The sequence below is a fragment of the Staphylococcus sp. IVB6240 genome, from assembly GCF_025558425.1.
Classification (GTDB): domain Bacteria; phylum Bacillota; class Bacilli; order Staphylococcales; family Staphylococcaceae; genus Staphylococcus.
Genome location: NZ_CP094718.1, coordinates 763160 through 777730, shown reverse-complemented (window position 1 = coordinate 777730; position 14571 = coordinate 763160). Strand labels below are relative to the sequence as shown.

At 36.4% G+C, this 14571-nt stretch carries 14 protein-coding genes; all 14 read right to left on the bottom strand.

Annotation, left to right across the window (positions count from 1 at the left end):
* Positions 1–19: 19 nt before the first annotated feature.
* A complete protein-coding gene (locus MUA88_RS03825; protein WP_262605793.1) occupies positions 20–718 on the bottom strand; it encodes a prolipoprotein diacylglyceryl transferase in 699 nt (232 codons plus the stop codon).
* A 364-nt stretch (positions 719–1082) separates the two neighbouring features.
* Positions 1083–1412, bottom strand: coding sequence for a hypothetical protein (locus tag MUA88_RS03820; RefSeq protein ID WP_262604804.1), 330 nt, complete (start codon positions 1410–1412; stop codon positions 1083–1085).
* Positions 1413–1684: 272 nt separating this feature from the next.
* Positions 1685–2185, bottom strand: a complete 501-nt coding sequence (locus MUA88_RS03815) for a YfcE family phosphodiesterase (protein WP_262605792.1) — start codon at positions 2183–2185, stop codon at positions 1685–1687.
* A 2-nt stretch (positions 2186–2187) separates the two neighbouring features.
* Positions 2188–2769, bottom strand: a complete 582-nt coding sequence (locus MUA88_RS03810; protein WP_262605791.1) for an XTP/dITP diphosphatase — start codon at positions 2767–2769, stop codon at positions 2188–2190.
* A 12-nt stretch (positions 2770–2781) separates the two neighbouring features.
* Positions 2782–3579, bottom strand: a complete 798-nt coding sequence (gene racE / locus MUA88_RS03805; RefSeq protein ID WP_262605790.1) for a glutamate racemase — start codon at positions 3577–3579, stop codon at positions 2782–2784.
* Between the two features lie 168 nt (positions 3580–3747).
* Positions 3748–4554 carry a succinate dehydrogenase iron-sulfur subunit gene (gene sdhB / locus MUA88_RS03800; protein WP_262604800.1) on the bottom strand — a complete coding sequence of 269 codons (807 nt, stop codon included), beginning with the start codon at positions 4552–4554 and terminating at the stop codon, positions 3748–3750.
* Positions 4554–6320, bottom strand: a complete 1767-nt coding sequence (sdhA, locus tag MUA88_RS03795; RefSeq protein ID WP_262604799.1) for a succinate dehydrogenase flavoprotein subunit — start codon at positions 6318–6320, stop codon at positions 4554–4556. Before sdhA ends, sdhB begins: the two co-directional genes overlap by 1 nt.
* A gap of 33 nt (positions 6321–6353) precedes the next feature.
* Complete coding sequence (locus MUA88_RS03790; protein WP_262604798.1) at positions 6354–6965, bottom strand: succinate dehydrogenase cytochrome b558 subunit; 612 nt, start codon at positions 6963–6965, stop codon at positions 6354–6356.
* 163 nt (positions 6966–7128) lie between these two features.
* A complete protein-coding gene (gene uvrC, locus MUA88_RS03785) occupies positions 7129–8919 on the bottom strand; it encodes an excinuclease ABC subunit UvrC (protein WP_262605789.1) in 1791 nt (596 codons plus the stop codon).
* 178 nt (positions 8920–9097) lie between these two features.
* Entirely contained in the window at positions 9098–9412 is a 315-nt protein-coding gene (trxA, locus tag MUA88_RS03780) for a thioredoxin (RefSeq protein WP_262605788.1), read from the bottom strand.
* 76 nt (positions 9413–9488) lie between these two features.
* Positions 9489–11837, bottom strand: coding sequence for an endonuclease MutS2 (locus tag MUA88_RS03775; protein ID WP_262604795.1), 2349 nt, complete (start codon positions 11835–11837; stop codon positions 9489–9491).
* A 16-nt stretch (positions 11838–11853) separates the two neighbouring features.
* Entirely contained in the window at positions 11854–13566 is a 1713-nt protein-coding gene (polX, locus tag MUA88_RS03770; RefSeq protein ID WP_262604794.1) for a DNA polymerase/3'-5' exonuclease PolX, read from the bottom strand.
* A 191-nt stretch (positions 13567–13757) separates the two neighbouring features.
* A complete protein-coding gene (locus MUA88_RS03765) occupies positions 13758–14276 on the bottom strand; it encodes a CvpA family protein (protein ID WP_262605787.1) in 519 nt (172 codons plus the stop codon).
* Position 14277: 1 nt separating this feature from the next.
* Positions 14278–14544: a cell division protein ZapA gene (zapA, locus tag MUA88_RS03760; protein WP_262605786.1), complete on the bottom strand. Its 267-nt coding sequence runs from the start codon at positions 14542–14544 to the stop codon at positions 14278–14280.
* Positions 14545–14571: the final 27 nt, after the last annotated feature.

The window sequence follows — 14571 nt, the reverse complement described above, 5'->3', positions numbered from 1 at the left end:
GTCATTATAGGTGGCTAACTTAAACTTGAAATTCTCGGTTATTAATTTTATTTTCTTTTTCGGCAATTTCTCTAGACTTTTGATTCACCTGTTCTTTAGTAGCATTCACTTTAGACTTTGTATTATCTAATTTTTTAGTTTCATTATCGATTTGTTGATTAATCTGTTTTGTGGAAGTTGACTTAACTGATTGTGCTGCTTTTAATGCTTGATCTGCATGATTCTTCTCTTTCAATGCTTGTTCTTTTTCTGTTTGTGCAGTTTTGACTTCTTGATTCGCAGTATTTAAATTATTTTGTGCATTTTCAATTTCTTGTTGTTTTAATTCTTCTTTAGATACTTCTGCTGGTGCATCATCTTTTTCTAAAGGTTCTTCTGATTGAGGTTTTTCTGGTTGCGTAGATGGCTCATTGTCTGATGGATTTTCTGTAGATGGTGTTTCTTGAGGTTCATTTGCTGTAGGTTGTGTTTCTTCCGGAGTAGCGGTTTCTATAGGTTGTGATTCAGAAGGCTGTTCTTCTTTATCAGTCGCAGTACCTTCAGTTTGCGGCGTTTCTGTTTGAGATTGATTTGAAGGTTGAGGTTGCGCTTGATTATCGAGGTCATCATTCGTTGTAGGTGATGTTTCTTCTGCAGCTAGAGCATCATGTCCACCAGCTAATAGTGCTGTTGTTGCTAATCCTGTGACTAATGTACTTACAAATAATTTTTTCGACATTTACATGTCCCCTTTCATGTATGAGTGAATATATTTTAAACAACCAACTGATATATTTCTCTCTAAATCGTCGACTGAAAAAAATTATGATAAATACATATTTGTGTTGATTATAAAATCTTAGTAAGTGTATAAGCTTTTGTAATGACATTCTAACATATATAGATGCAAATATTAATATAGTTTATAAAATCATCTATAAATTATATTGATACACCTTATTAACCGTGAATAATCGTTTTTTTCATTATCTTTTAAAAAGCACTTTATTTATGCAGATACTAAAAAAGCACAATACCCTTTTACCTTGAACATTCAAGTTAAGTTGGTATTGCACTTTGAATTGTTATATTTTTTCTATATTCTATTTATCAAATAAGTTACTCTCGGAAGATAATGTAGCAGGATTACTTGTTTTATAATCTACAAATTGCCCAATATATTTTTCATATGTGTCATCTTCAATTAACTCTAAATCTTCAACTCTACCAGTAGAACGATTGTATTTAAATTCGTCACCCAAACGATAAGTTGCAACGACTTCTTGTAATATTAAAACGACAACAAACTCTACATCATCTAGTCTTTTAGGAGATATCTTCCATTTTCCTGAAACTCTGTCTTTAAGAGGTTTATCACTTTCGTCATGTTCTTTTGATAACTTGATCACTAAAATGTTTTTCTTATCGTCCAATATTATCCCTCCTTATTAATAAAATACGTATATTAAATTAATAATTTACACAATTAATTCATATAAACATTATCATACAATCAATATAAAGTAAAATAATTATAAGTATTAATATTGATAATATTAGTATTTCCTCAACTTTTTCTAATAAAAGAGAGTAAAACATATAGCTCGTTTTAAGCAGAATGTTTTACTCCAATATGAATATTAAGAGATTCTTTTAGAAAATCTTTTCTTGATTCAATTTAAGATCGTATAACAATATTATTATTTTATTCAAATTTAATACTTTCAATTATTTGATGCTGACGATTTAGGAAATTCAAGTTATATTTTTTATTCTCTTCAATAATTTCAGCATATGTTTCTTCAATCGGGCTACGTGATTGTGAAATACTCCCTGGATTAATGACATGTAGACCATTAATATTCTCATAACGTGCAACATGTGTATGACCATATAAAGCGAATTGTGCTCCATTTTGCAGTGCTTGTTCTGCTAACATATTTCTAGAACCATTCACACCATAGAGATGCCCGTGTGTGTAGAAGATTTTAACCCCATCATACGTTTCCATACCAGCTTCAGGAAATTCCGGATAAAAATCCATATTTCCTTTCACACGATGATACAAACTTAATTCTGTATCATCATACTTAAACTCTGAATCACCGAGATGGAAAAATGCGTCGGCATCAGCATGATGTTGATAGATATCATATAAAATACCTGTTTCTGAATGATTATCACTAACAACAATCCATTTACTCATAACTACGCTCCACCTTCAATATATGCTTGTAATTGATCGATTGCTTTACGTCTATGACTGATTTCAGCCTTTTCTGATGCTGTGAGTTGCGCCATTGTTTTACGCATTTCAGGCACGAAGAAGACTGGGTCATAGCCAAAGCCATTTTCTCCTGTACGTTGTAATGTAATCTCTCCATCAACTGTTCCTGTAAAAGTACGCGTGACGCCTTCAGCAGTTGTCATGCTAATCACACAAACAAAGCGTGCAGATCTATCTTCATGTCCTTCTAGCTTCTCTAATACTTTATCGATATTCGCTCCATCATTTTTTTCCTCGCCGGCATATCGTGCAGAATAAATACCCGGTTCACCATTCAACGCCATGACTTCTAGCCCACTATCATCCGCAATGACTGTTTTTCCTAATGCTTTCGCTGCTGCTTCAGATTTTAAGCGCGCATTCTCTTCAAATGTTGTACCAGTTTCCTCAACATCAAAATCCTCTATCAATTCATTGATGCCAATAACATCTGTTTCGTTAAAAATTGTTTTAAAATCATTAATTTTTCCTTGATTAGATGTTGCGATTACAATTTCTGTCATCGGACATCCCTCCTAGCTTAATTGTATTTGTTCAACTTTTGTATCTATTTTTAGCCATTCTTTAATAATATATTCCATATGCGTCACATCTCCATTCGCGAAAAAGCGATGTTGTGGTGCTGGATTATAATGGGCATGTTCATGACTAAAGGTTAATAACGCACTTACTTCACGTGCTGTTTCAAGACCTGATGAAATCACAACTTTTCGCTTTCCGAAGTAGTCATAAATGGGTTGATATAGTAGTGGATAATGTGTACACCCTAGAATAACGGTATCTGCATCATGTTGACGCCAACTTTTCAATGTTTGATGAATGACGATATTCGTAATCGTTGGATCTTTATATTTCATTTCTTCAACAAGTGGAACAAATCCTGGACACGCTATTCCCGTCACTTCTACATGGGGATTAATACGTGTAATTTGATGGCGATAAGCTTCTGATTTTATCGTTCCTTCTGTTCCTAGCACTAGAACCTTTTGATTTTTTGTCGTCATAATAGCGGTTCTAGCACCTGGTTCAATAACACCAATCACTGGTATTTTTAATTGTTCTTGTAATGGCTTTAAAGCAACTGCTGTCGCTGTATTACATGCTATTACGAGCATTTTAATATTATATTTTGTTAGATATTCAGCCATCTGTATTGTGAATTTTTTTACTTCGTCGCCACTTCTTGGTCCATATGGGCAACGTGCAACATCTCCTAAATAATATATTGTTTCATTGGGGAGTTGTCGCATAATTTCTTTAGCAACGGTAAGTCCACCCACCCCAGAGTCCATGACACCAATTGGTCTTTCCATGGCTTTCATCCTCTTCTCTGTATTTATTAATGACCATTTTAACATGTGGGAGATTACATTTGCTAGAAACTCAATTTTTTATCCATTGTTTCTAAAGGTTTGAAACATGATTTCTCCCATAAAAATAGAGCTGAAACAAAAGGATGTTCCAGCCCTATCTTTGTATAATTAGTCCACTAAATGATCAGAACCAAAGAATGATTTGAACATATGGAATGATGTTTCTCTATTTAAAGCTGCGATTGATGTTGTTAATGGAATACCTTTTGGACATGCTTGTACACAGTTTTGTGAGTTACCACATGCTTGTAATCCACCCATATCCATCAATGCATTTAAACGTTCGTCTTTTGTCATTGAACCTGTTGGGTGAAGGTTGAATAAACGAACTTGTGAGATTGCTTGTGCACCAACGAAACTGTTATTACGTGTTACGTTAGGACAAACTTCTAAACAAACACCACATGTCATACATTTAGATAATTCATATGCTGTTTGACGTTTTTTCTCAGGCATACGTGGTCCAGGACCTAAATCGTACGTACCATCGATTGGTACCCATGCTTTCATACGTTTCAAGTTGTCGAACATACGCGTACGGTCAACTTGTAAGTCACGAATAACTGGGAATGTACTCATTGGTTCAAGACGGATTGGTTGTTCTAATTGATCAACGATTGCCGAACATGATTGACGTGCACGACCATTGATGACCATTGAACAAGCACCACATACTTCTTCTAAACAGTTCATATCCCAAGTTACAGGTGTTGTTTTTTCCCCTTTATCATTGTAAGGGTTACGTTGAATTTCCATCAAACATGCGATGACGTTCATGTTGTCACGATATGGAATGACGAATGTCTCTTCATATGGTTGTGACGTTTCATCTTTTTGACGCTTGATGATTAATTTAACCGTTCTATCTGAATTTTTATTTGGTTGTTCTACCGTTTGCTCTTTAGTGCTTGTCATTATTTTTTACCCCCTTTTGACTTACTTGTGTAGTCACGTTTACGAGGTGGGATTAAGCTCACATCAACTGGTTTGTACGTAAAGCTTGGTGCTTCATGTGGCCCTTTGTATTCAGCTAATGTGTGTTTTAACCACTCTTCATCGTTACGATTTGGGAATTCTGGTTTATAGTGCGCACCACGTGATTCGTTACGGTTATATGCACCGATTGTAATAACACGTGCTAACACAAGCATGTTCCACAATTGACGTGTGAAGAATACAGCTTGGTTACTCCATTGTGAAGTATCTTCCATGTCGATATTTTCATAACGTTGCATCAATTCGACAATCTTCTTGTCTGTTTCTAATAAACGCTTATTATCACGTACAACAGTTACGTTTGCTGTCATGATTTCACCAAGTTCACGGTGTAATTTATAAGCATTTTCAGTACCCTTCATGTTTAATAACTTATCAAAGCGTGCTTGCTCTTCATCAACACGTTTTTGATATAAGCTATCATCCATATCCACATATGATTTCTCAATGTTTTGGACATATTTTACAGCGTTTGGTCCAGCTACAGTACCACCATAAATCGCTGATAATAATGAGTTGGCACCTAGACGGTTACCACCGTGTTGTGAGAAGTCACATTCACCAGCTGCAAATAGACCATTAATGTTTGTCATTTGATCGTAGTCTACATACAAGCCACCCATTGAATAGTGAACTGCTGGGAAGATTTTCATTGGAACTTTACGAGGGTCATCCCCTGTAAATTTCTCATAAATCTCAATGATACCACCAAGCTTAACATCAAGCTCATGTGGATCTTTATGTGATAAATCAAGGTATACCATGTTTTCACCATTGATACCTAACTTTTGGTTAACGCAGACATCAAAGATTTCACGTGTTGCGATGTCACGTGGTACTAAGTTACCGTAGTCTGGGTATTTCTCCTCTAAGAAATACCAAGGTTTACCGTCTTTATACGTCCAAATACGTCCACCTTCACCACGTGCTGATTCAGACATGAGACGTAACTTATCGTCACCAGGAATTGCTGTTGGGTGAATTTGGATGAACTCACCGTTCGCATATTGTACACCTTGTTGATATACGATAGATGCTGCTGAACCTGTGTTGATCATTGAGTTTGTCGTTTTACCGAAGATGATACCAGGACCACCTGTTGCCATGATAACGGCATCAGATCCGAATGATTTGATTTCAGATGTTGTAATGTTTTGAGCAACGATACCACGTGCTGTATTTTCTTCATCTTTAACAACACCTAAGAATTCCCAACCTTCGTATTTCGTTACAAGTCCATCAACTTCGAAGCTACGAACTTGCTCATCAAGTGCATATAACAATTGTTGACCTGTTGTTGCACCTGCGAATGCTGTTCTGTGATGTAATGTACCACCGAAACGACGGAAATCTAATAAGCCTTCACTCGTTCTATTAAACATAACACCCATACGATCTAGTAAATGAATGATCTTAGGTGCTGCTTCAGTCATTTTTTGTACAGGCGGTTGGTCCGCTAAGAAGTCCCCACCGTATACTGTGTCATCAAAGTGAATCCATGGTGAGTCACCTTCACCTTTTGTATTAACTGCCCCGTTGATACCGCCTTGCGCACATACTGAGTGAGAGCGTTTAACTGGAACAATCGAGAACAAGTCTACATGTGCACCTTGTTCTGCCGCTTTAATTGTTGACATGAGACCCGCTAGGCCACCACCGACAACAATAATTTTCTTCTCTGCCATAAAATAGTCACTCCCCTGAAATGATTAAACCGCTTATAAGAACGCTAAGATCGCACTTACACCGATGTATGATACTACTAAGAATACTGCTAATGAAACCCATGTGAAAATACGTTGTGACTTAGGTGATTGTAAGATACCCCATGTCACTAAGAATGACCATAAGCCATTCGCAAAATGAAAGACTACTGCGATGATACAAACGATATAGAAAATCAACCACAATGGGTTCGTTACGATATCGTGAATCATATCGAAGTTTACTTCATGTCCAAATAATTTTTGGATACGTGTTTGCCACATATGCACCATTACGAAGATAAATGTTAATAAACCTGATAAGCGTTGGAATAAGAATAACCAGTTACGCGTATATGAGTAATGACCAATATTGTGACTTGCAGTAAATGCAATATGAATACCGTACACCGCATGGTATAAAATTGGAATGTAGATCATAATGATCTCTAAGGCGTACAAAAATGGTAATGAGTCCATAAAGCCTGCTGCTTTGTTAAATGCCTCTACCCCTTTAGTCGCTTGATGGTTTACCATTAAATGTACTAATAAGAAAGCACCTAATGGCACAACCCCAAGTAACGAATGTAAACGTCTTAGGTAGAATTGGTTCTTTGATTGTGTCAAAGGAAGTCCCCCCTGCGATACTTTTTAATTTTTGATTTCTTTTAATATTTGCCCTGATTATAGAAAACGTTTGCATCAACGTTTAAAAAAAAGAAATCAATTCACTAATATTGTAACACTAATTGTGACAAATTTGGGTATGAGAATGATTCTCATACCAAATTTATCCAGAAGGCTCGTGAAGTGATTGATAGACATTGTTTGCGGCCTGTTTTGGTAGGCCTGCTGCATGTATTTCTTCAACTGTTGCTTCACGCATTTTTTTAATAGAACCAAATTTTTGTAGTAAGTTGGCTTTTCTTTTCGGACCAATGCCATCGATTTGATCAAGTACAGATTGTAATCCTGTCTTTCGGCGTGTTTGACGATGGAATGTAATCGCAAAACGGTGTACTTCATCTTGAATGCGATGTAGAAGATAAAATGCCTGACTATTTTTCTTAAGTGGAATGATTTCTGCTTCCTTACCATATAATAGTTCTGCTGTTTGGTGCTTATCGTTTTTGGCAAGGCCTGCTACCGGGATATCTAATCCTAGTTCATTCTCTAACACATCGATAACGCCTGACATATGTCCTTTCCCACCATCAACAATAATCAAGTCTGGCAATGGTAAGCCTTCATTTAAGACACGCGTATATCTTCTGCGTACCACTTCACGCATTGTTTTATAGTCATCGGGTCCTTCTACCGTTTTAACTTTATACTTTCGATAGCCTTTCTTATCAGGTTTACCGTCAACAAATGTAATCATTGCTGAAACGGGATCTACCCCTTGAATATTTGAGTTATCAAAGGCTTCAATGCGAATCGGTGTTTGAATGCCCATCGCTTCTCCAAGCTCATCAATCGCATGGATCGTACGTGATTCATCGCGGGCAATCAGTTCGAACTTATTTTCTAGTGAAATACGCGCATTTTTGTTTGCTAAATCGACCAATTGTTTTTTCTGACCACGTTGTGGCGTTAATATCGTTGTATCCACAACAGATTGAATCATCTCTGTATCTAACCCTTTAGGCACATGGACTTCTTTCGGTAATAAATGCTGATTAACTTGATAAAACTGTCCAATAAATGTATAAAATTCTTCTTCAGGTGTTTGTTGAAGAGGAAACATCGTTGCTTCTCGTTCTATCAAATTCCCTTGTCGCACGAAAAAGACTTGAATACACATCCAACCTTTATCGACACTATATCCAAAGACATCACGAATTGTTTGATCTGTTGAGATGACTTTCTGTTTATTCGTTAAGTTTTGAACATGTTGGATTAGATCACGATACTCTTTCGCCTGTTCAAATGCCATTTCTTCACTTGCTTCAAGCATCCGTGTTTCTAAATGTTTAAGAATCGTCTTATCTTCTCCATTTAAAAAGTCAGATATTTCACGTGACATACGTTCATATTCTTCATTTGCTACAGGATAGACACAAGGACCTAGACACTGGCCAATATGATAGTAGAGACATAAACGATTTGGCATTTTATCACACTTACGGAATGGATAGATGCGATCGAGTAGTTTTTTCGTCTCATAGGCTGAATAGGCATTTGGATATGGACCAAAATATTTTCCGCTTCCTTTACGCACCGTTCGTGTCACAATTAATTTTGGATGACGTTCCTTTGTAATTTTAATGAAAGGGTATGTTTTACCATCTTTTAATAAGATATTATATCTTGGCTGATATTTTTTGATTAAATTCAGCTCTAATAATAATGATTCCGTCTCAGTAGAAGTGACAATATATTCAAAATCTACTATTTCACTTACTAACCGTGTTGTCTTCGTATCATGCGACCCTGTAAAATACGAACGCACACGATTACGCAGACGTTTGGCCTTACCAACATAGATGACTTGTCCTTGACGATCTTTCATCAAATAACAACCTGGTTCTGTTGGTAGAACACTTAACTTCTGCTTAATTTTCTCTTTCACCTCTTCCAAACAGATTCACCTCCCGCTCATATCTTGCTACTTTTCTATACCCGTTTTATTTATTAAATATGGATTTATGTAAAATGATTGCATTAAAAAGCCTATCCGCAATCATGCGAATAGGCTTTTTATTATTGATCCAGTGTTTGCTCTATCAACCTTAAACGCCTGGGTAGTCAATTATCTCTTATAGGTGTTTATCTAAAACTTGTGCTAAGTTTTCTTTAGGTTGGAATCCAACAATTTTATCAACTGGTTGACCGTTTTTGAATACGATTAATGTTGGAATACTCATTACTTCAAATTTAGCAGCTGTTGCTTGGTTTTGGTCTACATCTAATTTTAAGATGTCTGCTTTACCTTCGTAGTCTGCTGCTAAGTCTTCTAATACTGGTGCAATCATTTTACAAGGCCCACACCAAGTTGCCCAGAAATCTACTAATTTAACGCCTTCTTCTACTTGTTGATCAAATTTTGCATCTGTTGCTTCAATAATAGCCATATGTTATAGCCTCCTCGATTTTTAATGATGAACAAATTATAACAAATCAATTCTTACCTTTCACTTTAAATGCTCATTAACGTAGAGTGGCCACTGTTACGCCAAAGCCACCTTCACTTGGCATACCCATGCGGAAGTCTGCAACACTCTTATGACGTTTGAGATGTTGTTGCACACCTTTTTGCAATGCGCCTGTACCTTTACCATGAATAATATAAACATCTTCATAGTTACTTAATACTGCTTGGTCTAAATATTGGTCCAGAGCCACCATCGCTTCATCATAACGATAGCCTCGCAAATCTAATTCCATTTTTACCGTTAATCGATTTGTACGTGTCACCATCTTACTTGGTTGTTGTTTTGTTTTTTCCTTCTTCTCTAGGTCTTTCAATGGCAGTTTCATTTTAATAATACCCATTTGAACCACTGCTTCTTCATCATCTAATAGTTCTAATACTTCACCTTTTTGACCATAAGATAGTACTTTCACTTCATCGCCTGCTTTGATTTCATCCCAGCGCTGTTTTTTCACATCTTGTTTGATTGACTTCGCTTCATACTGACTTTCAAGTTGTTTCTTCTTATCAATCAACTCGTGTTCTTTAACTTCAGCACCTTTTTGATCACGCATGTCACGCAATGATTTTACAATATCATCCGCTTCTTGAGTCGCAGCAATCACATGCTGGTTCGCTTTTTCTTTCGCTTCTTCCATCAAACGTGATTCAAAGTTTTGGTATTTCTCATATTGTTGTGTTAAGTCACGATGAATTGTTTCCGCTTCACGCACGAGACGTTCCCATTCAATACGCTGATCATCTACTCGTTTTGCATTGTGTTCTAATGAAGCAATCATTTCATTAATTTCTTGTTCATCTTGACCAATCATCGTTTTAGCATGATTAATGATTTTCAAACCAAGTCCTAAACGTTTAGAAATTTCAAAGGCATTTGAACGTCCTGGTACACCCATTAATAACTTATAAGTTGGGCTTAGTGTGTCTACATTAAATTCAACACTCGCATTCATCACACCTTCACGATTGTAACTATATGCTTTTAATTCAGGATAATGCGTTGTTGCCATGACTAATGAGCCAATTGATTGAACGTGGTCTAAAATACTCATTGCTAATGCAGCACCTTCACTAGGATCTGTTCCGGCACCTAACTCATCAAATAAAATCAGACTATTCGCATTGGCTTCTTCCAAAATACCCACAATTGTCTTCATATGAGAAGAGAACGTCGATAATGATTGTTCAATCGATTGTTCATCACCAACATCACAGAAGACATTGTCAAACACACTCAGTTGACTGCCATCTAATGTAGGAATTAATAAACCAGACTGTGCCATCACAATGATTAAACCAAGCGTTTTTAGTGTGACGGTTTTCCCCCCGGTATTCGGACCAGTAATAATGACGGTTTGAATGTTATCTTCAAATTCAATCGTATTCGCTACGACTGTTTCTCTATCCAAAAGTGGGTGAAATGCTTTTGGTAAGTATACTTTGCGTGTTTCCGAGAATGTTGGCTTTGTCCCTTTAATTTTCGCTGCGTAACGTGCTTTGGCAATTAAGAAATCTAAATGCCCCATAATTTCTTCTGCAATCAAGCAACCATCTCCATCTGCAGCAACTTCTGCCGTTAGTGCCATTAAAATACGATTCATCTCCGTTGCCTCTTCACTTCTTAAGCGAGACACTTGATTGTTTAATTCCACAACAGATGATGGTTCGATATAAAGTGTTTGCCCAGATGCTGATTGATCATGAACAATCCCATTAAAATCTTGTCGATACTCTGCTTTAACTGGAATCACATGGCGTTCATTACGCACGGTTACGATTGCATCAGACAGTTTCTTTTGGTTCCCTGTCGACTTCACAATACGGTCTAATTGTGCTTTCACGCGTTGATTTGTTTTTGAAATACGACTACGAATAGCTTGTAACTCTGTACTTGCTGAGTCAAACAAATCATGTGAATCACATGTTTGATGGATTGATTGATAAAGTGGCGTTAGCACCGGGAGACGTTGCATTTGTCCATCTAGAATTTCATAATGGATACCTTCCTCATCTTCCACGAGTTGATTGTAAAATGTTTTGAATTGATTTTGAACTTGTATCAATCGCTTTATCGCATTCAACTCTTGAACATTTAATGTACCACCAATTTGCGCACGCTTCACATAAGTAGATACACTTGATAATCCACTCAAACTAGGGATACGATATTGATTATAAATTTGGGCGACTTCATCCATTTCATCCATTTGAAATGTTACAGTATCAAAATCCTTTGCCGGAGTCAGTGATTGCACTTTGGCACGTCCTAAATCACTAACCGCTTCTTGTTCTATCATTTCTTTTACTTTATTAAACTCTAATATATCTAAAGTTTTTGTTTTCATTAAAACCCCTCATTCTCTAGTTACTCTGCTTAGGGTTGGTGATGAATGCTTTAAAAGCTTCACGTGACATAGCGTTTAATACATGTTCACGCTTCACCCATCCTTTTTGTGCTGTCGCCACACCATATTTCATAAATTCTAAATGATCAACATGATGCGCATCTGTATTAATTGTAACCATCAAGTCTGGATGTTGACGTAATACATCTGCACTCAAATCTAAGCGTTTAGGGTTAGCATTAATTTCTAACACCGTTCCCGTTTCACGACAAAGTGCAATCAACTCATCCATATTGGGTTCATAACCTTGACGTTTCCCAATAATTCTACCTGTTGGATGTGCAATATGTCGAACATATGGATTTCGACAAGCTGTCTCCAAACGTTTCATAATCTCTTCTTCACTTTGATTAAAACTTTGGTGAATCGCAGCAATGACATAGTCTAATTGTGCAAGCACTTCATCGTCGTAATCTAATGAGCCATCTGGTAAGATATCCATCTCAATACCTGAATAAATATCAATCTCATCATACTCTTCATTCAACGCACGAATTTCTTCATTTTGTTTTAATAAGCGTTCAACAGACAAGCCATTGGCCACACGTAAACTTTGAGAATGATCAGTAATGCACATATAGTCGTAACCTTTTGCAATATTCGCTTCAATCATTTCTCGTAAACCAAATGCACCATCACTTGCAGTTGTATGCATATGAATATCTCCACGCATATCTTCTAATGTAATAATAGAAGACAAGTCTTTTTCAAATTCTGAACCATCCTCTCTCATACTTGGTGTAATCCATGGTGTATTAAAATGTTCGTAAATCGCCTTTTCACTATCTAATTGGATTAACGTACCATCTGCTTGTTCAATACCATATTCACTTACTTTTTCATTACGTGCTTTTGCAAGTTGACGAATACGAATGTTATGATCTTTAGAACCTGTAAAATGCTGAAGTGTATGGTAAAAAGCGGCAGGTTCAATCATACGGAAGTCTACACCAATTGTTTCATCGTCATATGATAGCGTTAAAGATACTTTTGTTTCACCTACTGCCACTTTTTCAACCAATTGTGGTATCGCCAATAGTTGTTCTTGTACTTTTAAAGGATGATCTGTACTAATAATATAATCTAAATCTTTACTCATTTCTTTCATTCGACGGAAACTACCAGCCACTTCAAAACGATGGATCTCTGAAATTTGTGAGAGATAATCCGAAATCAATTGGTTCAACCCGATCATTTGATCAATTGGATAACGTTCTTTCTTAGCACCTAGTTCTTTCACTGCTGCTAAATACTTTTCCTCAGTTTTTTTACCAAAACCACTCAATGAAGAGACATCTCCCGCTTCACAAGCAGCTTGGAATGATGCTTTATCTGTAATATTTAGTTCCTTATAAAGTCGCGCAATACGTTTACTGCCTAGCCCTGGTATTTTTAATAATGGAATAAGACCATTTGGCACTTCTTCTTTCAACGCATCCAATACAGGTGTTTCCTGAGTTTTGATATACGTATTAATCACTTCACCGACACCTTTACCAATATTTTTAAGTGCAGTAACGTCTTCAATTTGATCAAGTGGGCGTTCATCTGTTTCTAAACTTTGAGCCGCTTTACGATAAGCAGAAATTTTAAATGTATTTTCTCCTTTTAGTTCCATATATGTCGCAATTTCTTCTAATAAACGTATGACATCTTTTTTCGTTAACACATCTTCACCTCATTAAAAAAGGAAAGGGACAAACCGCATCTTCAAGTAAAGATATCATCTTGTCCCACTTCAGCCATGATAACCACATACTATATCAAATGTAACTTATATAATATCGTCAATCATTGGCTGTCCATTATTTGATTATATTTCAATAACTTATTAACCTGTCTGTACTTATAATGATTTGCTTATAAATGCAATGTCATTTCCGATAATAAAGGTACTTTCAACACAAACCATTGACCTAGTTGTGTCTCTGCTATATACGTTTGTAACTGTGGATACGGGATTAACACCGCAATATAGCTGACAAAATGTAAGAAAATAACACCAGAAACAAGACCTGTTCCTATACCTAATATGCGTAATATTAAACTTCGGTGTCGTGAACCAAATATCCTCGACACACTACTAAATACCATATACATCATCGTTTTAACAATGAGAACGATAATAATAAAACCACATACGCGATCAAAACGGACTTCTGGTTGATTCAGTGACAATACATAATGCGCATCATATGCCAAGGTTTTAGGAAAAGGTAAAAACAAACGCAAATAGTCACTGAATGGCTGATAATACTGCATGGCCACCCATAAACCAAACAAAGTGCTACTTAGATGTAAAAGACTCCCTATCAATCCACGGTGGAATCCTGTCATCATAAATAGTAGTAACACGATACAAACAAACAGCAAATACATGCTATTTACCTCGGTGTTTTAATCGTTGAACTTCTTCTCTAAGACGTGCATTTTCCTCTTCTAAAAGTACTAATTCATGCATCACATTCACTGCTGTTAAAACAGATTTTCTCACTGAATCCAGTCCTGCATTACGGCGTCCAAGCTCTCGAATTTTACCGTCTACCAGATCCGCAACATAGCGGATGTGTTCTGGATCATCTTCACCAACAATCGTATAGTGCTGGTCATTTATCGTTACATTGATTCGGTTTTTGAACTCACCCATCTACATTCACCTAGCCTATTATCAATA